This window comes from Variovorax saccharolyticus, assembly GCF_030316765.1.
GTDB lineage: Bacteria > Pseudomonadota > Gammaproteobacteria > Burkholderiales > Burkholderiaceae_C > Variovorax > Variovorax saccharolyticus.
The window spans coordinates 236308-258953 of record NZ_JASZYT010000002.1; the positions used below are offsets into that span (position 1 = coordinate 236308).

22 protein-coding genes are annotated in these 22646 nt (G+C 69.9%); 12 read left to right on the top strand and 10 right to left on the bottom strand.

Features of this window, described 5'->3' with window-relative positions; translation table 11 throughout:
* The first annotated feature begins 3 nt into the window (after window positions 1–3).
* The 4 genes from QTI45_RS07185 to QTI45_RS07200 all read left to right on the top strand — a co-directional run bounded on the left by QTI45_RS07185 (window position 4) and on the right by QTI45_RS07200 (window position 6218).
* Entirely contained in the window at window positions 4–1644 is a 1641-nt protein-coding gene (locus tag QTI45_RS07185) for an AMP-binding protein (RefSeq protein WP_286653897.1), read from the top strand.
* 4 nt (window positions 1645–1648) lie between these two features.
* On the top strand, window positions 1649–4948 hold the full coding sequence (locus tag QTI45_RS07190) for a carboxyl transferase domain-containing protein (protein WP_286653898.1): 3300 nt from the start codon (window positions 1649–1651) through the stop codon (window positions 4946–4948).
* 46 nt (window positions 4949–4994) lie between these two features.
* The gene (locus QTI45_RS07195; RefSeq protein ID WP_286653899.1) at window positions 4995–5729 is read left to right on the top strand and encodes an SGNH/GDSL hydrolase family protein; all 735 of its coding nucleotides are present in this window, start codon (window positions 4995–4997) and stop codon (window positions 5727–5729) included.
* 114 nt (window positions 5730–5843) lie between these two features.
* Entirely contained in the window at window positions 5844–6218 is a 375-nt protein-coding gene (locus QTI45_RS07200) for a YXWGXW repeat-containing protein (protein WP_286653900.1), read from the top strand.
* Here QTI45_RS07200 and QTI45_RS07205 read toward each other — a convergent pair.
* From QTI45_RS07205 to purU, 3 genes are read right to left on the bottom strand one after another with little or no spacing between them, the layout of a single operon-like run.
* Window positions 6215–6940 (bottom strand): LrgB family protein, encoded by a 726-nt coding sequence (locus tag QTI45_RS07205; RefSeq protein ID WP_286371049.1) that lies wholly within the window; start codon window positions 6938–6940, stop codon window positions 6215–6217. The two genes, QTI45_RS07200 and QTI45_RS07205, sit on opposite strands and share 4 nt — an antisense overlap.
* A gap of 4 nt (window positions 6941–6944) precedes the next feature.
* Window positions 6945–7292: a CidA/LrgA family protein gene (locus tag QTI45_RS07210; protein ID WP_286371050.1), complete on the bottom strand. Its 348-nt coding sequence runs from the start codon at window positions 7290–7292 to the stop codon at window positions 6945–6947.
* Between the two features lie 18 nt (window positions 7293–7310).
* Window positions 7311–8156 carry a formyltetrahydrofolate deformylase gene (gene purU / locus QTI45_RS07215; RefSeq protein ID WP_286371051.1) on the bottom strand — a complete coding sequence of 282 codons (846 nt, stop codon included), beginning with the start codon at window positions 8154–8156 and terminating at the stop codon, window positions 7311–7313.
* Between the two features lie 92 nt (window positions 8157–8248).
* Here purU and aptA point away from each other — a divergent pair, with 92 nt between their 5' ends.
* Window positions 8249–9583: an omega-aminotransferase AptA gene (gene aptA / locus QTI45_RS07220; protein WP_286371052.1), complete on the top strand. Its 1335-nt coding sequence runs from the start codon at window positions 8249–8251 to the stop codon at window positions 9581–9583.
* Here the strand turns inward: aptA and QTI45_RS07225 are convergent.
* Entirely contained in the window at window positions 9567–10394 is an 828-nt protein-coding gene (locus QTI45_RS07225; protein ID WP_286371053.1) for a ChaN family lipoprotein, read from the bottom strand. The two genes, aptA and QTI45_RS07225, sit on opposite strands and share 17 nt — an antisense overlap.
* A 26-nt stretch (window positions 10395–10420) precedes the next feature.
* Window positions 10421–11332 (bottom strand): LysR family transcriptional regulator, encoded by a 912-nt coding sequence (locus QTI45_RS07230; RefSeq protein WP_286371054.1) that lies wholly within the window; start codon window positions 11330–11332, stop codon window positions 10421–10423.
* Window positions 11333–11457: 125 nt separating this feature from the next.
* On the opposite strand from QTI45_RS07230, the gene QTI45_RS07235 reads away from it, so the two are divergent.
* Together QTI45_RS07235 and QTI45_RS07240 are read left to right on the top strand one after the other, a co-directional pair.
* The gene (locus QTI45_RS07235) at window positions 11458–12450 is read left to right on the top strand and encodes a Bug family tripartite tricarboxylate transporter substrate binding protein (RefSeq protein ID WP_286371055.1); all 993 of its coding nucleotides are present in this window, start codon (window positions 11458–11460) and stop codon (window positions 12448–12450) included.
* Window positions 12451–13566 (top strand): M14 family metallopeptidase, encoded by a 1116-nt coding sequence (locus QTI45_RS07240; protein WP_286371056.1) that lies wholly within the window; start codon window positions 12451–12453, stop codon window positions 13564–13566.
* A 48-nt stretch (window positions 13567–13614) separates the two neighbouring features.
* Here the strand turns inward: QTI45_RS07240 and QTI45_RS07245 are convergent, their stop codons facing one another.
* Window positions 13615–13893 carry a BTH_I0359 family protein gene (locus tag QTI45_RS07245; protein WP_286371057.1) on the bottom strand — a complete coding sequence of 93 codons (279 nt, stop codon included), beginning with the start codon at window positions 13891–13893 and terminating at the stop codon, window positions 13615–13617.
* Between the two features lie 116 nt (window positions 13894–14009).
* Complete coding sequence (locus tag QTI45_RS07250) at window positions 14010–15170, bottom strand: DUF3108 domain-containing protein (RefSeq protein ID WP_286653901.1); 1161 nt, start codon at window positions 15168–15170, stop codon at window positions 14010–14012.
* A 98-nt stretch (window positions 15171–15268) separates the two neighbouring features.
* On the opposite strand from QTI45_RS07250, the gene QTI45_RS07255 reads away from it, so the two are divergent.
* Window positions 15269–16276: a fumarylacetoacetate hydrolase family protein gene (locus QTI45_RS07255; protein ID WP_286371059.1), complete on the top strand. Its 1008-nt coding sequence runs from the start codon at window positions 15269–15271 to the stop codon at window positions 16274–16276.
* A gap of 8 nt (window positions 16277–16284) precedes the next feature.
* Here the strand turns inward: QTI45_RS07255 and QTI45_RS07260 are convergent, their stop codons facing one another.
* Entirely contained in the window at window positions 16285–17061 is a 777-nt protein-coding gene (locus QTI45_RS07260) for a helix-turn-helix domain-containing protein (RefSeq protein WP_286371060.1), read from the bottom strand.
* Between the two features lie 74 nt (window positions 17062–17135).
* Here QTI45_RS07260 and QTI45_RS07265 point away from each other — a divergent pair, with 74 nt between their 5' ends.
* From QTI45_RS07265 to QTI45_RS07275, 3 genes are read left to right on the top strand one after another with little or no spacing between them, the layout of a single operon-like run.
* Complete coding sequence (locus QTI45_RS07265) at window positions 17136–18884, top strand: FAD-dependent monooxygenase (protein ID WP_286371061.1); 1749 nt, start codon at window positions 17136–17138, stop codon at window positions 18882–18884.
* A complete protein-coding gene (locus tag QTI45_RS07270) occupies window positions 18881–19084 on the top strand; it encodes a hypothetical protein (protein ID WP_286371062.1) in 204 nt (67 codons plus the stop codon). Before QTI45_RS07265 ends, QTI45_RS07270 begins: the two co-directional genes overlap by 4 nt.
* 39 nt (window positions 19085–19123) lie before the next feature.
* Window positions 19124–20104, top strand: a complete 981-nt coding sequence (locus QTI45_RS07275; protein ID WP_286653902.1) for a Bug family tripartite tricarboxylate transporter substrate binding protein — start codon at window positions 19124–19126, stop codon at window positions 20102–20104.
* Between the two features lie 98 nt (window positions 20105–20202).
* Here QTI45_RS07275 and QTI45_RS07280 read toward each other — a convergent pair whose 3' ends face one another.
* Window positions 20203–21393: a toxin-antitoxin system YwqK family antitoxin gene (locus QTI45_RS07280; RefSeq protein ID WP_286371064.1), complete on the bottom strand. Its 1191-nt coding sequence runs from the start codon at window positions 21391–21393 to the stop codon at window positions 20203–20205.
* The gene (locus QTI45_RS07285; protein ID WP_286371065.1) at window positions 21390–21800 is read right to left on the bottom strand and encodes a VOC family protein; all 411 of its coding nucleotides are present in this window, start codon (window positions 21798–21800) and stop codon (window positions 21390–21392) included. The genes QTI45_RS07280 and QTI45_RS07285 overlap by 4 nt, the downstream gene beginning before the upstream one ends.
* A gap of 136 nt (window positions 21801–21936) precedes the next feature.
* Here QTI45_RS07285 and QTI45_RS07290 point away from each other — a divergent pair, with 136 nt between their 5' ends.
* Window positions 21937–22644 (top strand): PhaM family polyhydroxyalkanoate granule multifunctional regulatory protein, encoded by a 708-nt coding sequence (locus tag QTI45_RS07290; RefSeq protein ID WP_286371066.1) that lies wholly within the window; start codon window positions 21937–21939, stop codon window positions 22642–22644.
* The last annotated feature ends 2 nt before the right edge of the window (window positions 22645–22646 follow it).

The window sequence follows — 22646 nt, forward strand, 5'->3', positions numbered from 1 at the left end:
GCCATGGAGACAAGCACCGTCCGCGATCTTCGCGATCTTCGCGAGCTTCCCGACCGCCCGCAGCAGCCGCTGCACGAGTACCTGCGCCGGCACGCCCGCGAACGCGCGGACAAGCCGGCCTGCCTCTGGTACGGCCACGCCCTGAGCTACGCCGAGCTCGACGCCGCCAGCGACGCCTTCGCGGCCCGGCTGCAGGCCCTCGGCGTGAAGAAGGGCCAGCCCGTCGTGCTGTTCCTCAACAACTGCCCGCAGTACCTGGTGGCGCACTTCGGCATCCAGAAGATCGGCGCCATCGTCTGCCCGAGCGGGCCGCTCAACAAGGAGCACGAGCTGGCCTATCAGCTCGGCGACCTGCAGGCGCGCGTGATCGTCGCTGCCTCGTCGCTGCTGCCGGTGGTCGACAAGGTGCGTGCGCAGAGCGCGCTCGCGCATGTGTTCGTGGTGCACTACGCCGACCTGCTGCCGGCGGCGCCGGCGCTCGAGCTGCCTGCCGAACTGGCCGCGGCACAGCGCGAGCCGCGGGAAGTTCCCGCGGGCTGCGAGGACTTCCTGGCGGCGACGAGGAGCGGCGAGCGTCCGGCACCGGTCGACTTGTCGCTGGACGACGTGGCGCTGATGACGTACACCTCGGGCACCACGGGCCTGCCCAAGGGCGCGATGCTGAGCTACGGCAACGCACTCTTCAAGACCCGCGCGGCGGCCGACTGCAACGGCGTCACCGACAGCGACGTGCTGTTGTCGATCGCGCCGCTCTATCACATCGCGGGCATGCTGATGGGCGTCAACGTGCCGGTGCTCACGGGCGCCACCTCGGTGCTGCTGCATCGCTTCGATCCGCGCGCGGCGCTGCAGGCGATCGACCGCCACGCGGTCAGCTGGTGGTACAGCATCGCGCCGATGAACGTCGCCTGCATGCAGGTGCCGGACATCGCGGGCTTCGATCTCTCTAGCCTTCGCATGAACCCGGTCACCAGTTTCGGCATCGCCTTCACCGAGCCGCTGGCGCAGCAGTGGCGTGGCTTCGCGGCCCATTGCAGTTCCTTCGAGGCCGCCTACGGCCTCAGCGAAACCCACACCTGCGACACCTACACGCCGCACCATGCGCCCCGCTGGGGAACGCAGGGCATCGCGGTGCCGGGCGTCACCATCCGCATCGTCGACAGCGACACCGGCGAGGACAAGGCGGCAGGCGAAGTCGGCGAGATCGTGCTGCGCAGCGCGGGCTCGTTCAAGGGCTACTGGAACAAGCCCGAAGCCACCGCCGCGACCCTGCGCGACGGCTGGGTCCACACCGGCGACATGGGCAAGGTCGATGCCGACGGCTACCTCAGCTTCATCGGCCGCTTCAAGGAGATGATCAAGGTCTCGGGCTACAGCGTGTTTCCCGAGGAAGTCGAGACCATCCTGATCAAGCATCCGGCCGTGGCGCAGGCCGCGGTCATCGCCCGGCCCGACGCCGAGAAGGGCGAGGTGGTGAAGGCCTTCATCGTGCGCAAGCCCGGCGCCGAACTCGACGCCGACGCGCTGATCGCCTGGTCGCGCGACAACATGGCGAGCTACAAGGCGCCGCGCGCCGTGAGCTTCATCGACGCGCTGCCGACCACCGGTGCCGGCAAGGTGCTTCGCCGACTGCTGAAAGACTGATCCGATGCCGAAGAAAGTGTTGATTGCCAACCGCGGCGAGATCGCCGTGCGGCTGGTGCGCGCGCTGCGCGACCTGGGGCTGGCGAGCGTTGCGGTGCATGCGCGGGACGATGCCGCGGCGCTGCACGTGCAACTGGCCGACAGCGCGGTGGCGCTCGATGCGACCGGCCCCTCGGCCTACCTCGACGGTGCCGCGCTGGTCGCGATCGCTCGCGCAGAGGGCTGCGATGCGGTGCACCCGGGCTATGGCTTCCTGAGCGAGCGGGCCGATTTCGCGCAGGCCTGCGCCGACGCCGGCCTGCGCTTCATCGGCCCGACGCCAGAGCAGCTCGCGCTGTTCGGCGACAAGGCGCGCGCGCGGGCATTGGCCGAGCAATGCGGCGTGCCGGTGATGCCGGGCAGCGCCGGCGCGGTGAGCCTGGCCGAGGCGCAGGCCTTCTTCGCCGCGCAGCAGGCCGATGGCGCGGGCGTGATGGTCAAGGCGATCGGCGGCGGCGGCGGCCGCGGCATGCGCGCGGTGCTGAACGCGGCCGACCTGCCCGAAGCGCATGCACGCTGCACCTCCGAGGCCAAGGCGGCCTTCGGTGTCGACGGCGTCTACGTCGAACGCCTGATGCGCAATGCGCGCCACATCGAGGTGCAGGTGCTGGGCGACGGCCACGCGGTGGCCAGCCTCGGCGAGCGCGAGTGCACGCTGCAGCGGCGCTTCCAGAAGCTGGTCGAGATCGCGCCCAGCCCCTCGCTGCCCGAGGCCTTGCGGCTGCAGGTCACGCAGGCGGCGCTGCGCATGGCTCGCGCGGTCGGCTACCAGAGCCTGGGCACCTTCGAATTCCTGGTCGACGAGCGCTCGACGACACTGCCCTTCGTCTTCATCGAGGCCAATCCGCGGCTGCAGGTCGAGCACACGGTGACCGAGGCGGTCACCGACCTCGACCTGGTGCAGCTGCAGATCGCGGTCGCCGACGGCCAGACGCTGGCTGACCTCGCGATCGATGCCGATCGCAGCGCGCCGCAGCGCGGCTTCGCGGTCCAGTGGCGCATCAACGCCGAGACCCTCGATGCCGACGGCCAGGCCCGGCCGTCCGGCGGCACGCTGGCGCGCTTCGACCTGCCGGCCGGGCCCGGCGTGCGCGTCGACACCCATGGCTACGCCGGCCTCGCACCGTCTCCGCACTACGACACGCTGCTGGCCAAGCTGATCGTCCATTCGTCCTCGTCACGCTTCGCCGACGCAGTGCGGCGCTCGCAGCGCGCGCTCGAAGAGTGCCGCGTCGAGGGGATCGCAACCAATCTCCCATTGCTGCGGGCAATCGCCGAGCGGCCCGAGTTCGCGACCCAGGCGGTGCACACGCGTTTCGTCGAGGCGCATCTGGCGGACCTGCTGGCCGCCGCGTCGCGCATCGATGCGGCCGACGCCAGGGCAGCGCGTGGCCTGCCGGTGCCTGCAGGTGCGGCTTCGCCGCAGGACGAAGACGACGCCCAGGTGGTCAAGGCGCCGATGCCGGCGAAGCTGGTGCAGTTCGAGGTCGATGTCGGCGACCTGGTGCCGGCGGGCGCGCAGCTGGGCGTGCTCGAGGCCATGAAGATGGAGCATCTGCTGCATGCGCCTTTTGCCGGCCGGGTCGTGGCGCTGCTGGCGGCGCCGGGCGACTACCTGGTCGAAGGCCAGTCGCTGGTGCGGCTCGAGGCCGTCGATGCCCAGGCGGTCGAAGCCGAGGCCGAGTCCGCGCACGACCTCGACCGGATCCGTCCCGACCTGCAGAAGGTCATCGACCGCCACGCGCCGACGCTCGATGCGAACCGCGCCGCCGCCGTGGCCAAGCGCCAGGCCCAGGGCGGCCGCACCGCGCGCGCCAACATCGCCGACCTTTGCGACCAGGCCGACGATGCGGGCAACTTCACCGAATACGGCGCGCTCGCGATCGCCGCCCAGACCCGCCGCCGCACGCTCGAGGACCTGATCGCCAACACGCCGGCCGACGGCATGGTGACCGGCATCGGCAGCATCAATGCGAAGCAGTTCGGCGCCGAGAAATCGCGCGCCGTGGTCATGTCCTACGACTACACGGTGCTCGCCGGCACGCAGGGCATGCGCAACCACCACAAGACCGACCGCATGCTGGGCATCGCGCACCAGCTGCGCCTGCCGGTGGTGCTGTTCGCCGAGGGCGGCGGCGGCCGGCCGGGCGACACCGACATGCCCATCGTGGCCGGCCTCAACAACCACACCTTCAGCCAGTTCGCGGCGCTGTCGGGCAAGGTGCCGGTGGTCGGCATCGTGCACGGGCGCTGCTTCGCGGGCAATGCGGCGCTGCTCGGCTGCGCCGACGTGATCATCGCGACCGAGGCCAGCAACATCGGCATGAGCGGTCCGGCCATGATCGAGGGCGGGGGCCTGGGCAGCTTCGCGCCCGAGCAGATCGGCCCCAGCAGCGTGCAGTCGCGCAACGGCGTGATCGACATCCTGGTCAAGGACGAAGCCGAAGCCGTGGCCGCGGCCAAGCAGTACCTCTCGTACTTCCAGGGGGCCACCAGCGAGTGGCATTGCGCCGACCCGCGCGCGCTGCGGCATGCGGTGCCCGAGAACCGCCTGCGCGTCTACGACGTGCGCGCCGCGATGCGCGGCGTCGCCGACACCGGTTCGCTGCTCGAGCTGCGCGCCGGCTTCGGTGCCGGCATCGTGACCGCGCTGGCCCGCATCGAGGGCAAGCCGGTCGGCCTGCTGGCCAACAATCCGCACCATCTCGGCGGCGCGATCGACGTCGAGGCGGCCGACAAGGCGGCGCGCTTCATGCAGCTGTGCAATGCGCACGGCCTGCCGCTGGTGGCGCTGTGCGACACGCCCGGCTTCATGGTCGGGCCCGAGATCGAGGCGCAGGCGCAGGTTCGTCATGTGTGCCGCATGTTCATGGTGGCATCGCACCTGCGCGTGCCGTACTTCGCGGTGGTGCTGCGCAAGGGCTACGGCCTGGGCGCGCAGGCCATGACGGCCGGCGGCTTCGACGCGCCGGTGTTCACCGTGGCCTGGCCGACCGGCGAGTTCGGGGCCATGGGCCTCGAAGGCGCGGTGCGGCTCGGCTTCCGCAAGGAGCTCGAGGCCGCCGCCGAGGGCGCCGAGCGCGACGCGCTGTTCAAGAAGCTGGTGGCGCAGCAGTACGCCAACGGCGAGGCGATCCACATGGCGCAGACGCTCGAGATCGATGCCGTCATCGATCCCGCCGACACGCGCGCCTGGCTGGTGCGCGGGCTGGCCTCGGCATCGGCCCCGCGGGAGCCGGCGCTGGCCTACGTCGATACCTGGTGAAGGGCGGGCGCGCGGCCGGCGGCGAGCTCCGTACACTGCGCTTCGCATGATGCTTTCCCGTCGCCGCGCCGCGCTCCTTGTCGGCTCCCTCGTCCTGGGCGCGAACGCGCCGGCCCCGGCGTGGGCGGCCGATGGCGGCGTGGTGGTGACCTTCGGCGATTCGATCACGGAGGGCGCCGGAGCGACCGAGGACAACGGACGACCGGTGCGCTACCCCGACCGGCTGGCGGCACGGCTGCGCGCCCAGCCCGGCCAGGCGCCGGTCACGGTCGTCAATGCCGGCCTTTCGGGCAACCGCCTGCTGGCCGATGGCGTCGGCCTCAAGGGCATCGCCCGCTTCGGGCGCGACGTGCTGGCGCTCCCTGGCGTCACGCACGTGGTGATCATGATCGGCATCAACGACATCGGCTTCAGCATGCCCGAAGGCGCGGCCGGTCCGATCCGCGGACAGCCGGCGGCCGAGGAGATCACCGCCGGCCTTCAGCTGCTGATCCGGCAGGCGCAGGAGCGCGGCATCAAGGTGCTGCTCGGCACGCTGCCGCCGTTCAAGGGCGCGAGCTACTGGAGCAAGGAGAAGGAGTCCCGCCGCGATGCAGTGAACCGCTGGATTCGCAGCCGCCGCAATGTGGCGGCCGTGGTGGACTTCGATGCGGCGATGCGCAATCCCGCCGATCCGCAGGCCTTGAACCCGCTGCACGACAGCGGCGATCACCTTCACCCGGGCAACGCGGGCTACGCCGCGATGGCGGACGCGATCGACCTGCGGACACTGCGCAAATAGCCTTGAAGCCGCAGCCACGCGGGTCACAGCTCTACACAACACTTCGCTTGCCGCTTACAGGAAATTGACATGGCGCAGGGAGGATGAAGGCTCCAACAACTCGAAGGAGTCCTCATGAAGAAACTTGCAGTCAGCCTTGCCGTCGGTGCCGCCTCGCTGTTGTCGCTCGGCGCCGCCGTGGTTCCGGCGAACGCGCAGGCGCAGCCGGGCGTCGTGGTCCGCGTGGCACCGCCGCCTCCGCGTCCAGAACACGTGCCGCCGCCGCGCAAGGGCTACGTGTGGGCACCGGGCCACTACGAGTGGAACGGCCACCGCTATGTGTGGAACAAGGGAACCTACATGCGGGCGCGCAACGGCTATGCCTATCGCGCTCCGCAATGGGACGAGCGCGATGGCCGCTGGGAGTACCAGCGCGGTGGCTGGGACCGTGACCGCGACGGCGTGCCGAACGCGCACGACCGCCGGCCGGACAATCCGAACCGCAGCTAGAACAGCTTGAAGACCAGCGGCATCAGCAGGGCGGCGAGCACGACCTGCATGCCGAGCGCCAGCCCGGCATAGGCGCCGGCGTCGGCGTTCACGTGCAGGGCACGTGCCGCGCCGATGCCGTGGGCGGCCGTACCGAGGCCGAAGCCGCGGGCCGCGAAGCCCGTGGCATCGGTGCCGATGCGCAGCGCGTCGAAGAGGTACTTGCCCGACAGCGCGCCGATCATTCCGGTGAGCACGGCGAACACGGCCGACAGCGCCGGGATGCCGCCGATCTTTTCGGAGATGCCCATCGCCACCGGCGCAGTGACCGACTTGGGTGCCAGCGAGAGCACGACGTCGTGCGGCAGGCCAAAGGCCCAGCCCAGTGCCACCGCGGAGCCGCCTGCAGCCGCGCCGCCGAGCAGCGAGGCCATCAGCAAGCGGCCGAAGCGGGCCCGCAGTTCGGCGCGCCGCTGCCACAGCGGCCAAGCCAGCGCGACCACCGCCGGGCCGAGCAGGAAATGGATGAATTGCGCGCCGGCGAAGTAGGTCGGGTAGTCGACCCGGGTGGCCAGCAGGCCGCCCGCCAGCACCACCACCGACCACAGCACCGGATTGGCCCAGGGCGCGCCGCCGGCGCGGGTGTAGGCGGCGTTCGCCAGCAGGTACACGACCAGGGTCGCGGTCAGCCCGAACAGCGGCGTCGCCGACAGGTAGATCCACAGCTCGACGAAACGCGGCATGCGGCTAGGCCTTCTTGCGGCGGTCGGGCCAGTAGAGCACCAGCGCGGTCACCGCGAGGCCGATCCAGGTCGACAGCGCGATCACCACCAGCATGCGCCCGCCGTACTGGCCGAGCAGCGCGAGGTGCGTCATGACGCCGACGCCGACCGGCACGAACAGCAGCGACAGGTGCGCCAGCAGGAAGCTCGCGCATTCGGCGACCGGTTCGCGCACCACCGCGAAGCGCAGTCCCGCGAGCATCAGCATCATGCCGAGCACCGGACCCGGCAGCGGCAGCGACAGGCCACGCGAGAGCAGTTCGCCGATCGACTGGAACACCAGCAGCCAGGCCATGCCGCGCAGACCGTTCATGGCAGGCTCAGACTCCCGTCACTTGAAGACCACGGTCCGGTGGCCGTTGAGCAGCACCCGGTGCTCGCTGTGCCACTTGACGGCCCGCGCCAGCACCTGGCTCTCGGTGTCGCGGCCGCGCGCGGTCAGCGCCTCGACGGTGTCGGTGTGGTCGGCTCGCTCCACGTCCTGCTCGATGATCGGGCCTTCGTCGAGGTCGGCCGTCACGTAGTGGGCGGTGGCGCCGATCAGCTTCACACCGCGGTCATGGGCTTGGTAGTAGGGCTTGGCGCCCTTGAAGCTCGGCAGGAACGAGTGATGGATGTTGATCGCCCGGCCGGCCAGCTTGCCGCACAGGTCGTTGCTCAGGATCTGCATGTAGCGCGCCAGCACCACCAGCTGGGCGCCTTCGGCCTCGATGATCTCGAGCTGCTTCGCCTCGCCCTGCGCCTTGGTCGCGGCGGTCACCGGGATGTGGTGGAAGGGCACGTTGTAGCTCGCCGCCAGCTGGTAGAAGTCGCGGTGGTTCGAGATGATGGCGCGCACGTCGATCGCCAGCAGGCCGCTCTTCCAGCGGAACAGCAGGTCGTTGAGACAGTGGCCTTCCTTGCTGACCAGGATCACGGTCTTCATCGGTTCGGCCGCGGGGTGCAGCTTCCAGCGCATGCCGAACTCGGTGGCCAGGGCGGCGATCTGCTCGCGCAGGACGCTCTCCCCCTGCTCGCAGGCGAAGCGCACGCGCATGAAGAAAAGCCCGGTGTCGTGGTCGTTGTACTGCGCCGCTTCTTCGATGTTGCCGCCGCGCTCGAGCAGGAAACCGGAGACGGCATGCACGATGCCCGTGCGGTCGGGGCAGGAGAGGGTGAGGATGTACGCGGGGTTCATAAGGGCGCACATTGTCGCAGGGGCCGACGGCAGGCCGCGGCTGGTGCCAAAATGCCCCGTTCCCGACAGTCCGACCTCTCAGGAGTGAATACATGGCCTTCAACGACTTCAACATGGACAACCAGTGGTTGCCCTTCACGCCCAACCGTTCGTTCAAGAAGGACCCGCGGGTCTTCGTGGCGGCCGACGGCATGGAGTTCACCACTCACGACGGCCGCAAGGTGATCGACGGCATCTCGTCGCTGTGGTGCGTGGGTGCGGGCCACAACCGAAAGCCGATCAACGAGGCGATCAAGAAGCAGCTCGACACGCTCGACTACGCCACGGCGTTCCAGGTCAGCAACGACCGCGCCTTCCAGGCCGCCGAGATGATCGCCGCGATGGCGCCCGGCGACCTCAACAAGGTGCTGTTCTGCAATTCGGGCAGCGAAGCCGCCGACACCTCGATGAAGGTCGCGCTGGCCTACCACCGCGCCCGCGGCGAAGGGCACCGCAACCTCTTCATCGGCCGCGAGAAGGGCTACCACGGCGTCGGCTTCGGCGGCATGTCGGTGGGCGGCATCCCGGGCAACCGCAAGGTGTTCGGCTCGGCCTTCCTGCCGCGCGTGGACCACATGCGCTTCATCCACGACCCGGTGAACCACGCCTACGTCCACAACCAGGAGCCGGTCTGGGCCGAAGACCCGCTGGCCGACCTCGAGCAGCGCATCCTGCCGCTGCACGACCCGAGCAACGTGGCGGCGATCATCGTCGAGCCGGTCGCCGGCTCGGCGGGCTGGTACCTGCCGCCCAAGGGCTATCTGCAGAAGCTGCGCGAGATCTGCGACAAGCACGGCATCCTGCTGATCTTCGACGAGGTGATCACCGGCTTCGGCCGCATGGGCACCAATTTCGCGTCCGACTTCTATGGCGTGGTGCCGGACATGCTGAACTTCGCCAAGTGCGTGACCAACGGCGTGATTCCGCTCGGCGGCGTGATCTGCCGCGACAAGCTCTACGACGAGATGATGAAGACCTCGGCGCCCGAGCACGTGGTGGAGTTCTTCCACGGCTACACCTACTCGGGCCACCCGGTGGCCTGCGCGGCGGCGGTCGCCACGCTCGACCTGTTCAAGCAGGAGCAGCTGTTTGCCCGCGCCGGCGAGATGAGCAAGGTGCTTGGCGACGCCTTCCACGGCACCTTCAAGGGCCTGCCGAACGTGATCGGCATCCGCAGCCTGGGCCTGGCCGCCGCGGTCGAGCTGGCGCCGATCGCCGGCTCACCGGGCAAGCGGGCCTACGACATCTTCGTGGACTGCTATCACAAGGGCGCGCTGGTGCGCCCGGCCGGCGACGTGATCGTGATCGCGCCGCCCTACATCGTCGAGAAGTCGCACATCGACACGCTGGTCAACACGCTGGCGGATTCGATCAGGAAGCACGCCTGACGCCGGCGCAATAGTCCTTCTCGGGCAGCGCCGGGGTCGGCCAGACGGCGTCGAAGCTGCCGGGGGCGCTGTCGGCGGCCGAGCCTGCCTGCATCCGCACCGCCTTCGCCGAGACATCGGTCGGCAGGTGCTGGGGCACGCCGAGCAGCTTGTTGCTGTGGCCGGCGCCGCTGACCAGCAGCACGGTCTTGCCAGGCGCCTTCGCCTTGACGACGGCCTGCGCCATCGCCCGGTCGCGCGCGACCTGGATCCGCGTCATCGGGACGATCTGCGATTCGGGCAGCAGGTTGCAGTGGCCGCTGCGCACCGCCTCCTGCTGGGCGGCCCGGGCGGCGTCCGACAGCTGGGCATCGAGCGAGACATCGGCCATCGCATCCCGCATGTGGGCGCGTTTCAGGTTGGCGCCGACCACCGGCACCCCCGCGCGCACCGCGGCCATCACCACCGGCCCGTAGGCGGCCCAGGGCCAACCCTTGTCGTTCCAGCTGAGGGCGGTCTGCACCTGGGCCTCGGTCGCATCGACCGGCAGATGGGCGGTGCTGTTGCCCTCTTCCGCCATCTCGAGCGCCACGGCGGCGAGCTTGCCGCGTTGGGCCAGCGCCTCGACGGTTTCGCGTTCGATCTGCTGGTGTTCGGCGGCGTCGTGCTGTTCGCCCAGCAGCAGGGCGTCGGTCGGCAGCAGCGCAGCCGCCCGGCGCGAGATCGGCGCGTCGGTGGGCGCCGGCGTGGTGCAGGCGGCGAGCATCGCGGCGAGCGCCAGCGCGAGGCAGGAAAGGTGTCGTGCTTGGGCGGGAATCCGTTTCGAGAGCATCCGCGGATGCTAACCCGCGCGTTGCCTCAGGCCTCGGCGCGGCGCATGCCGGCCGGCAGCGGCTGGGCCCGCAGGCAGGAGATCAGGCATTGGGCGGTCGGGGTCAGGCGGGCGTTGCGCAAGGTCACGATGCTGATCCGAGCCGGGGGGATGGGCTCCCGCAGCGAGAGCGCCACCACGCCGCGCGGCGTCAGCTCCTGCTCGATCAATGCCGCGGACAGCAAGGCGAAGGCATCCATGCGCGTCAGCAGGTGCATGGCGATCGCGAAGGACTCGCATTCGAGCATGCGTGCCGGCGCCGGCTGGCCGTGCGAGGCGAACAGCTGCGCGACGAAGTCCTGGTCGGGCGCGTAGCCGGGCGCCACCCACAGGTGTTCGTTGAGCTCGCGGATCGAGCCGGCGGCGGCGAACGGGTGCTGCCGCCTGGCCGCGACCATCAAGGACATGTCGAACAGCGGCTGCTGGTGGAAGGCGGTGCCCAGGCTGCCCGAGAGGGTGTTGACGACCATGAAGTCGAGCGTGCCGTCCTGCAGCTTGCGCAGCGCCAGCGGCACCGGGTCTTCGTTGATGCTGACGCGGGCGCGGGGCATCTGCCGCTGAAAGCTCTCCAGCGCCGGCGGCAGCAGGGTCAGGCCGACGGTGGAGGTCAGCGCCACCGCCACCCGCCCGTTGGCGCCCTCCTTCATGAACTGCAGCTCCTCGCGGGTGCGGCGCATTTCCTCGACCAGCAGGCTGGCGCGCACCTGGAAGGCGAGGCCCGCCTCGGTCAGTTCCACGCCGCTGATGCTGCGCCTCAGCAGGGGCACGTCGAGGTCGCGCTCGAGCTCGCGCATGGTGCGCGTGACCGCCGGCTGCGACACGAACAAGGCGCGTGCGGCGGCATGGATGCTGCGGTGTTCCGCCACCGCCAGGAAAGTGCGCAGTTGCTGGGGCTTCATCGGGCTGGCATCGGCGATGGGATAACGAAAGCTGATCTTTGAGCCAAAGATTTTGTCTTTTCCGAATCGGGTGGCTTTTATAGCATCCATGGGCTGCCGCACCCCGCACTCCCGAAGGACCCCCCGTGAACCTCAAGAAGACGCTCTCGATCTGCCTGGCCTCCCTGTTTCTGGCCGTCGGCGCCAGGGCCGCAGATCCCTACCCCTCGAAGCCGGTGAACCTCATGGTTCCCTATCCCGCCGGCGGTTCGTCGGACGTGATCGCCCGCGTGATCCACACGCCGCTGTCCAGGCTGCTGGGCCAGCCGGTATTGGTGGAGAACCTGGGCGGGGCCGGAGGCGCCATCGGCGCGCAGAAGGTGCTCAATGCGCCGAGCGACGGCTACTACCTGTTCCAGGGTTCTTCCAACGAGACCATCCTGGTGCCGCTGGCGAATGCGGCCATCAAGTACAAGAGCGACGACTTCCGCCTGATCCAGATGATCGGGGTGGCGCCGATGGTGCTGATGGCCCGCAAGGACCTGCCCGCCAACGACATGGACGAGTTCATCGCGCTGGCCCGCAGCGCCTCCCCCACCAAGCCGCTGACCTTCGGCAGCGTGGGCTACGGCTCGCTCTATCACATGCTCGGCGAACATCTGGCCGAGCGGCTGGGCGCCACCATGACGCACGTGCCCTACAAGGGCGGCGCGCCGCTGATGCAGGACTTGGGCGCGGGAACCATCGACTTCATGCTGGCGCCGATCCAGCAGCAACTGATCGGCATGACCGAATCGGGCCGCCTGAAGATCATCGGAACGCTGGCGCCATCCGGCAAGACCGAGGTGCCGATGCTCAAGAACTTCCCCAGCGTGAACGACAGCAAGGGCCTCAAGGATTTCAGCTTCCACCTCTGGCATGGCTATTTCGTTCGCAAGGACACGCCCGAAGAGGTGGTGCAGCGGCTGCACGCGGCGCTTAACACCGTGCTGGCCGATCCGGCGGTGCGCAGCCAGCTCGAAGCGCAGGGCCTCATGATGGCGCCGGCCACGACCCTGGCCGAGGCTTCGCGCGGCTATGCCGCCGAGGCGGGCCGGCTGCGCGCCATCGCGAAGTCGATCAAGCTCGAGGCGAAGTAGATGAGTGCGCCGACCGCCCTGGCCGCGTCCGTGGAGCGCTGCTTTTCTGCCAGCTACGCGCAGGCGCGCGAGCGCTTCCTGGCCGCGGCGACAGCCTGCCGGGCAGAGCTTCGATCCTTCGGGCTGGAAGTCCGCGGCGCCGAGGGCGAGGCACTGGCCACCGACGTCGCCCTGATCGGCGCCGAGGGTGCCAAGGCGGTGCTGATCCTGAGTTCGGCCACCCACGGCGTCGAGGGCTTCTGCGGCTCGGCGTGCCAGCTGGCCTTGATGGTCGATGCCGATCTGCTGGCGCGCGCGGCCCGCTCCGGGGTCGCGCTGCTGTTGATCCATGCAATCAATCCGTACGGCTTCTCCTGGATCAGCCGGACCAACGAGGACAACATCGACCTGAACCGGAACGCCCAGGATTTCGGCGGCGCGCTGCCGGCCAATCCCGGCTACGCGGAACTGCATGCGCTGCTGCTGCCGGCCGCCTGGCCCCCGGACGAAGCCAATCGCCACGCCGTGGCCGACCACATTGCCCGGCACGGCGCCTTGGGCTATCGCGATGCCGTCTCCAAGGGGCAGTACACGCACCCCGACGGCCTGTTCTTCGGCGGCGGCGCGCGCACTGCATCGCTGCGCACCCTGGAACAGGTGCTGCGAACGCAGGCGGCCGCCTTTGCCGAGATCGGGTGGATCGACGTCCATACGGGGCTCGGGCCCTGGGGCCACGGCGAGAAGATCTTCGCCGGCCGGCGCGACGCCGAGGAGGTCGCGCGTGCCAGGCGCTGGTGGGGTGCCGATGTCGCGGTGCCGTTTGCCGGCACGTCAACCTCGGCAGACATCACCGGCCATCTGGCCTCGACCATCTATGCCGCCTGTCCTGATGCACGGCGCACTCTCATGGCGCTCGAGTTCGGCACCGTGCCGTTCGAAGAAATGGTCGACGCCTTGCGCGGCGAGGCCTGGCTGCGCCAGCATCCCGAAGCGCCGCCGGCACTGGCCGGAGCGATCCGGCAAACCATTCGAGATGCCTTCTATTGCGACCAGCCTGCCTGGCAGGGCATGGTTCTGGGGCAGAGCCGGCTGGCGATCCTGCAGGCCCTGCTCGGGCTCGCCGGCCCGGCGGACTGACGCGCCGGGCGCAAGCTTGAATGCGCGTCCTGCTCCCCGGGCGCGCGCTCAGTGGACCAGGACCGGAGTGTGCGCCAACTCGGCGTAGCCTTCCAGCGTGTCCTCGACCTCTTCCTGGGTCGGGGTATTGAGCTGCCAAGCCGCGATCTGCTGCTGGAACAGTTCCGCCCAGGAGCCGTCGAGGTAGACCTCCTTGCCCGAGCGCTTGTCCACGATCTCGAAGCCGTGGCGCGCCAGCACCGGCAGGTGGGGCGCCGCGGGCGCCTCGCCTTCGGTCGGCTGCACGTGCACGACGACGAAGGAGTCGGAGTCGTAGAGCATTTGCATGTCGGGTCCTGTGAGGATGTCGATGGCATTCATGGTGCTTAGATAGCAATCAACGCGCCAGTTTCAATATGCAGCGTTGCCTTGTAGGCACGCGCCTGTTTCAGAGCGTGTCTTTGTCACGGATTGGCGGTCCGCAACGCGTTCTGATTGCGCAACTGGAGGTCGATGAAGTCGCCGTTGGTCTGGGTCTGGCGGATTCGCACCGGCAGCCAGCCCAGCGCGGGCGCCAGCCACAGCTCGATCTTGTCGTCGAAGGGCTTGCGCGGATTGCGCGTGAGCTTGCGGGCCTGGAACTGGCCTGCCGGCACCGCCAGTTCCTCTTCGCCCTCGACGTTGAAGGTCCAGATCTCGGCGTCGCGCGGGCCCACCGTCTGCACCGCGATCACCGCGCCGGTCGGGTAATGCGCCGGATCGCCGGCCAGCAGGGCCCCGAGCTGCAGCACCACGCTGAGCCGGTCCTGTGCACCGGCCAGCAGCATCACGCTCGGCACATTGCTGCTGAACACGACCTGCCCCTTGTCGCGGTCGAAATGGGAGGCGACCTCGGTCCTGCGGGTGTCGGAGAAGCGCAGCGGCTCGATGCCGGTCGGACCGATGCGGCCCGTGCTGTGCTGGCTGCGCAGGGTCTTGAAAAGGAAGGTCCAGGCCAGCTTCAGGTCGTACTGGCTGCCGTCCTGCAGCCAGACCAGCTCGCCGAACACGCCCTGCAGCGGCTGCGCCCCCTGCTGCGCCGTGGCGGCGAAGCCGAGGCGCACCGAGCCTGGCACCTGCAGCGTCGCGGGGCCGGGGATGGCGCCCGCGGTGTCGCTGCCGGCGGCAGCACCCGCGTTCGAGGACGATGCGCCCGAGGCTGCCGAGCCGTCGGAGGCGCTGGCCGCGGGCTCGGGGGTGGTCGCGTCGCCGGCGTCGATGCCGGCCTGGGCGATGAGGTCGTTCGGCGGGCTCTCGGTCGGCATCGCGTGCTCGGTGGCGGGCTCCGGCGTCGGCGCGACCGCGGGGCGAGGGCGCGGCGCGGGGCGCGGCCGGACCGGCCGGGGCGGCGGCGGCGCCTGGGCCACGGGCGCTGCGGCGGGCGGTTCCGGCTGCGGCGCCGGCGCGATGACGATGCTGCGCGTGATGAAGGTCTGGGCCAGCGGCGAAGGCCGCGGGCCCGAGCCCGGCGGCGTCAGCCCGAGCAGGGCCAGATGGGCCAGTGCCACGAGCGCGGTCAGCAGCGCCAGCCCGCGCCAGGGCACGCGCGGAGCGTCGAGGGCATCGGGGAGGGCAGCGGTCGGCATCGAGGATGGAGCGGGCGACGGCCCGGAGGTTCACCTCGGTACACTGCCGCCCGTCCAACCAGTTTAGTAGCGATGCCGCGCCGGCATCCGCCGCCACCATGAAACTTGCCACCCTCAAAGACGGTTCGCGCGACGGCCAGCTCGTCGTCGTCTCGCGCGACCTCGCCAGCGCCCACTACGCCACCGGCATCGCCAGCCGCATGCAGCAGGTGCTCGACGACTGGGGCTTCATGAGCCCGCAGCTGCAGGACCTCTACGCTGCGCTGAATGCCGGACGGGCCCGCCATGCCTTCCCCTTCGATCCGGCGCAGTGCATGGCGCCGTTGCCGCGCGCCTACCAGTGGGCCGACGGCTCGGCCTACCTGAACCATGTCGAGCTGGTGCGCAAGGCGCGCAACGCCGAGGTGCCCGAGAGCTTCTACACCGACCCGCTGATGTACCAGGGCGGCAGCGACGACTTCATCGGCCCCTGCGATCCGGTGGTGGTCGCCAGCGAGGCCTTCGGCATCGACTTCGAGGCCGAGATCGCGGTGGTGACAGGCGATGTGCGGATGGGCGCCACGCCGGCGCAGGCGCTGGACGGCGTCCGGCTCCTGATGCTGGCCAACGACGTCAGCCTGCGCAACCTGATCCCGGCCGAGCTGGCCAAGGGCTTCGGCTTCTTCCAGAGCAAGCCCGCCACCGCCTTCAGCCCGGTGGCCGTGACGCCGGACGAGCTCGGCGGGGCCTGGCAGGGCGGCCGCGTGCACCTGCAGCTGCAAAGCACCTGGAACGGGCGCAAGGTCGGGATGTGCGACGCCGGCGAGGAGATGACCTTCCATTTCGGCGAGCTGATCGCGCACATCGCCAAGACCCGCAACGTGCGCGCCGGCAGCATCGTCGGCAGCGGCACCGTGAGCAACAAGGGGGTCGAGAAGAAGGGCGGCATGGACTGGCCGAAGGGCTACAGCTGCATCGCCGAGAAGCGCTGCATCGAGACGATCCAGGACGGCCAGCCCAGCACCGAGTTCATGAAGTTCGGCGACACCATCCGCATCGAGATGAAGGATCGCGAAGGACATTCGGTGTTCGGCGCGATCGACCAGGAAGTGGTGGCGTCGAGCTGAGGCGCGCCTCAGGCGCGGGCACCGCGCAGCAGGTCCTTCAGGCTGCGGATGCCGAGCCTGCGGAACGCCCGGTACTGGTGCGTGCGCACCGTCGTGAGTTCGACGCCGATCTCGCGCGCAGCCTCCTTGGCGGTCTTGCCTGCCAGCAGGTGGCCGACCACCTCGCGCTCGCGCAGGCTCAGGCCGAGCAGGCGCGAGGCCAGTGCCGGCTCCGCAGCCTCGCGGGCGGCGACCGCGCTGCGGCCATGGGCGGTGGTCGCGTCGGCCAGCAACGCGGCGTGGGCTTCGAGCAGCGTGAAATCCGCGCTGCCGAAATCCGGCTGCGCCAGGCTGCGATAGAAGCTCACCGCGGCCCGCTGGCCGCTCGGCAGCAGCAGCAGCACCGATGCGCGTTCCCGGATCCCCACATCGCCGTAGCAGGCGGCGCGGTAGACCGGGTCTTCGACTTCCTCGGCGCGATGGTGGCCGAGCCAGAGTTGCGGCCGCTTCGGCAGCTTGCGGCCCGCCAGCCAGGCCATGTGCGGATCGAGCCGGTCGAAGCGCTCGGCGACGTAGCGTTCGGCGGTGCGCTCGGCCGTGTTGCCGTAGCTGCTGGCCGCCGAGATGGTCTCGATGCGGCCGTTGGCGCCGGCCGCGAACACGGTGCAGAAAGTCACGGGCAGCACCCGGTGCATGGCCGCCAGGTAGCTCGCGGCCAGGTGCGCCGTGCCGATGCCGGCCAGCACGCTGCCGACCACGGGCGCGGCCAGGGCCCCCTCGTTGGCACGGACGGGCCAGCGCTTCATTTCGATCCTGGGGTTATCACTTCGTACGAAGTTATGACATTGGCGTGGCGGGCGCATCCGGACAATCCCGTTCCATGAACACCGCTGCCGCGAATCCCCCTGCCGCCCGGCCCGGCGACGCCGCCACCGGCCCGCTGCCGCCGGTCACGGCCGAACTGCCGCCCTCGGTCGGCGCCTTCCACTACACGCGCTTCGCGCCCTGGCTGCCGCCGCTGGAGCAGGGCGTCGAGCCGGGCCGCCATCCGGTCGTGATCGCGGGCGGCGGACCGGTGGGCATGTCGCTCGCGCTGGGGCTCGCCAACCATGGCGTGCGCAGCGTGATCCTCGAGGCCGACGACACGGTCTGCGTCGGCAGCCGCGCCGCCTGCATCTCGCGCCGCAGCCTCGAGATCGTGGAGCGCCTCGGCGCGCTGCCGGCCTTCCTGGCCAAGGGCCTGCCCTGGACCGGCGGGCGCAGCTTCTACAAGACCGAGGAGGTGTTCCGCTTCGAGATGGCGCACGACGAGCGGCAGAAGCTGCCGCCGATGATCAACCTCGAGCAGTACTACATCGAGCAGTACCTGCTGGACGAGATCGTCCGCCGCAACGCCGCGGCGCCGGGCCTGATCGACATCCGCTGGGGCAGCACGCTGACCGGCTTCACGCAAGAGGCCGACGGCCTGCTGCTGTCGGCACGCAATGCGCTCGGCGACTATGCGCTGCGCGGCCAGTGGCTGGCGGCCTGCGACGGCGGCCAGAGCTTCGTGCGCAAGGCGCTCGGCCTCGACCTGGTCGGCACCGGCTACGAAGGCCGCTACGTGATCATCGACATCGAGCTGCACAGCGGGCATCCGACCGAGCGCCGGGCCTGGTTCGATCCGCCGTGGAACCCTGGCTCGACGGTGCTGATGCACAAGCAGCCCGACGACATCTGGCGCATTGACTACCAGCTGCGCGCCGGCCAGAGCACCGAGGAGGCGCTGCAGCCCGCGGCGGTGCAGGAATTCGTGCAGCGGCATCTCGATGCGATCGGCGAGGGCCACCTGCCCTGGCACACGGTCTGGACCTCGGTCTACCGCGCCGGCGCGATGACGCTCGAAAGCTATCGCCACGGCCGGGTCGTGTTCGCCGGCAACGCGGCGCATGCGATGCCGATCTTCGGCGTGCGCGGACTCAACTCGGGCTTCGACGACGCCGACAACCTGGCTTGGAAGCTGGCGCTGGTGGCGCGCGGCGTGTCCGATGCGTCGCTGCTCGACAGCTATTCGCAGGAGCGCATCGCGGCCTTCCACGTCAACGCCGAGAACGCGATGCGCAGCACCGAGTTCATGTCGCCGCCCTCGCGCGGCTTCGACCTGCTGCGCGAGGCGGCGCTGTCGCTCGCGGGCGCGCACCGCGGCATTGCCAATCTGATCAACCCGCGCCAGACGCAGGCCGTGGGCTATGCCGGTTCGATGCTGTCGAGCAGCGGCGATGCGCTTGCGGCCGGGCCCCTTCCCGGCGAGGCGATGCCCGAGCAGCAGCTGGCCGACGGCTCGCATCTCACGGGCCGGCTCGGGCCGGTGTTCACCGTGCTGCTGCTGAACCTCCCGCCGGCCGACGACGCGCTGCGGGCCGAACTCTCGCAGGCGCAGGAGGGGCCGTTGCCGGTCGCGCTGTGCGAGCTGTCGCCGGCCGATGCCGAGCCGACGGTGTTCGCTGCGCTCGGCGCCGCACAGGGTGCCGTCTACCTGCTGCGTCCCGACGGCCATGTGGCGGCGCGCTGGCGCCGGCCGCCGCCGGGGGCGCTGCCGCGGGCCCTCGCCCGCGCCGCCGCACTGACGACCACCAAGGAGTCCGCATGAACGCCCTGCAACCCGAGGCCCGCGACCGCGTCTATGCCGAATGCGCCCGCGCCATCAGCGAGGCCGGACCCGAGCGGGAATCGCTGTTCCTGGCCCGGCTCGCCTTGCTGCTTTTCGAGCAGGTGGGCGACGAGACCCGCTGCCGCGACGCGCTCGCGCAAGCCCTGGATGGCTTGCCGGTGCCGTCGCTGTCGGCCTGAGCATTTACATTTGCAGACATACATCACAGGAGACTTTCCATGGATCGCAGAACCCTGCTCACCACCCTCGCTGCCACCGCGGCCGCCGCCGCAGCAGCACCGTGGGCGCGCGCCCAGGGCGCCTTCCCCGACCAGCTGATCAAGTGGGTGGTGCCGTACCCGGCCGGCGGCGGCACCGACGTCATCGCCCGCACCCTGGCCGAGGCCATGCGCCAGACGCTGGGCCAGCAGATCGTGACCGACAACCGGCCCGGCGCCTCGACCAACATCGGCGCCGAACTGGTCGCCAAGTCCAAGCCCGACGGCTACACCATCATGTCGGCCGACAACGCGCTGCTGGCCTTCAACGAGCACCTGTTCAGCAAGCTGCCGTTCAACCCCGAGAAGGACTTCAGCTACATCGGCGCGATCGGCAAGTTCCCGCTGGCGCTGGTCGTGCACCCGGACTTTCCGGCGCAGGACTTCAAGGCCTTCCTGGCCTACGTGAAGGCCAATCCGGGCAAGGTCAACTACGCCTCGCCGGGCAACGGCTCGCCGCACCACCTGGCGATGGAGATGTTCAAGGTCCGCACCGGGACCTTCATCACCCACATCCCCTACCGCGGTGCGGCGCCGGCGATGGCCGACGTCATGGGCGGCCAGGTGCCGGCGATGTTCCTCGACCTGGCCTCGGGCCTGTCGATCATGCAGGGCAAGAAGGTGCGCGTGCTGGCCATCGGCTCGGGCAGCCGCTCGAAGCTGCTGCCGGACGTGCCGACGCTGGCCGAAGTCGGCGTGATGAATTCCGAGGTGTTCGCCTTCCAGGGCATCGTCGGACCGGCCGGCATTCCGGCGCCGATCATCGCGCGGCTCAATGGCGATCTCAACCGCGCCTTCACGACGCCGGCGGTGCAGAAGCGCTTCAGCGACTTCGGCATGGAGGCGATGCCGGGGACTCCGGCTCAGTTCGCGGCGCTGTCGCGGGCGGAGTCGCTGCGGTGGGGGCCGATCATCAAGGCGACGGGGATCAAGCTGGATTGAACTTGCTTCGATCGGTTGCTTCTGATCAAGTTGCCTTCTGATCAGTTGAGGACAGAGCAAAAACTGCTGCGCAGTTTCTTGGTCTGTCCCGCAAGGTATCAAGGTTTCGCAAACGCCTTGCGCGAGCCGTCCTCGAAGACTTCGTCGTCGCGCTCCAGCTTGCCGGCGGGGTCCCAGCTGCGCTCGCGCGTGACGCGGCCCCGGTCGTCGTAGGTCGATTCGGCGATCACCAGGCCGTTGTCGCCGAAGCGCTGGTGGACGCCGGTCGGCATCTGGCTGAGCCGGTCGTTCGCCAGGTAGCGGCCGACCGCGGCCTTCTGGCCGTTGTCGTGGTACTCGGTGACCTCGATCAAGCGCTGGTTGCCGCCGATGCCATAGACCGACTTGCTGCGCGGCTGGCCGTTCTGGTAGAAGCTTTCGTCGCTCAGCGGCACGCCGGCCGGATTCCAGCGCTGCTCGCGCACCAGCGTGCCGCGCTCGGAGAACTCCTGCTCGCGCTGCTTGACCGCGCTGCGCTCGCCGACCAGCGAGACCACCTCGCGGCGCTTGATGCCTTCGGACGAGAAGCGCCGCTCGATGCGCTGGTTGCCGACCACCTCGTCCTGGGCCGCGGGCTTGCCGTTGTCGTAGAGGTCTTCGCTGCGCACCCGCTTGCCCGCCACATACGACAGGCGCGAGCGCAGTGTTCCCTTGGCGTCGAACAGTTCCACGTTCGAGGCGCCGCCGCCGAAGCCGCAGAGACGGGCGTCGTCGACCACCGGCGCCAGCACCGGCTTGTCGCCGCAGCGCAGCGCCGAGAGCTGCCCGCGGTCATTGAACTCGACCGAGGCGCGCTCGCCCGCCGCATCGGCGACGAAAGTGACGCGGCGCACGGATCCGTTCGGATAGAAGGTGCGAATCAGGCCCATCTCGTGGCCGTCCTCGTAGATCGCCTCGCGCAGGACCTGGCCGGAGGGCGAGAACTCGCGCGCCCGGCCCTCCATGTTGCCGCGCGCGTTCACGCTGTGCTCCTTCGCGAGCTTGCCGTTTTCGTAGAACCGGACCAGGCCCATGAAGGTGCCGCTCTGGATCTGCTGCTCGCGCACGAGCAGGCCGCTGTCCCGGTCCTTGCACCGCATCAGGCCGGTCTTGCCGGCGGTGGTGCCTGCGTTGGCCGGATTCACGGCCTGGCCATTGAGCTCGCAGTCCTGCACCGCGTGCGCGGCGGCGCAGGCGAGCAGCAGCGCAGCCGCCGCCCCGACGGCGCGCGGGCGCGTCGGTCTCGGGGTTGGCGCTGCGGCAGGGGTCATGCGTCGTAGACGGTGTCGAGCGACCGGAAGCCCTTGGCCTCGATCGGATTGCCGAAGGGGTCGCAGAAGAACATGGTCCATTGCTCGCCGGGCTGGCCTTCGAAGCGCAGCTGCGGCTTCAGCACGAAGTCCATGCCCGAGGCCTCGAGCCGGGCGGCGAGGGCCTTCCAGGCGGGCAGCTCGAGCACGATGCCGAAGTGCGGCATCGGCACCATGACGTTGCCCACGCGGCCGGTGCGCGACGTGGCGAAGGGCTCGCCGAGGTGCAGCGAGATCTGGTGGCCGAAGAAGTCGAAGTCGACCCAGGTGTCGGTGCTGCGGCCTTCGACGCAACCGAGCACGCCGCCGTAGAAGCGCCGGGCTTCATCGAGATCGCGGACGTGGAAGGCGAGATGGAAGATGGACATGTGTCATTCTGTGTCGAGTGGGTCATTGTCCACAACCCGGACCGCGATGGCGAGTGCTGGATGCGTTCACTGGCCCAAAACCCGGGATCCTTGGAGTAAGCTGGCCGGACAAGAACCACCACATCCGGAGCACTCCATGAGCGACGCCAACAAGCCTTTCGCCTTCAGTCAGTTCGTTCCGGGCTTCGACTTCCTCAAGAACCTGGCTGGCGCCAGCGCCTCGCCCAGCGCCGTGCCGGGCCTGCCGAGCCTGTCGAGCTGGGTGGCGCCGACGCTCAGCGTCGAGGAGGTCGACAAGCGCATCCAGGAGCTCAAGACCGTGCAGTACTGGCTCGAGCAGAACGGCCACGCACTGAAAGCGACGATCCAGGCGCTCGAAGTCCAGAAGATGACGCTGTCGACGCTGCGCGGCATGAACGTCCGCATGGAGGACCTGGCGAGCGCCTTCACGCGGCCGCCGGCGCCGGAGCCCGCATCCCGCGCCGAGCCGCCGGCTCCCGCCGCCGAGCCCGAACCCGAAGCGGAGCCGGAGGCCGAAGCGGCACCGGCGCGCAAGCGCGCCAAGGCGGCGGACGGCTCGGGGGCCGACGGGGCCGGTGTCGTCGATCCCCTGCAGTGGTGGGGGGCGCTCACGCAGCAGTTCCAGCAGATCGCCAGTTCGGCGCTGCAGGACGCCTCCCAGATCAAGGTGCCGACCATGGCGGACGCGGCCGCGATGGGCGCGGGACCGACGTCGGGAAAGAGCGCGGCCAGGCCGGCCGCCGCCGCCCCGAAGAAGGCCGCGCCGGCCCGCGGCGCCGCCGCTGCCAAGCGGCCCGCGTCGGCGCGCAAGCGCGCGAGTTGAAA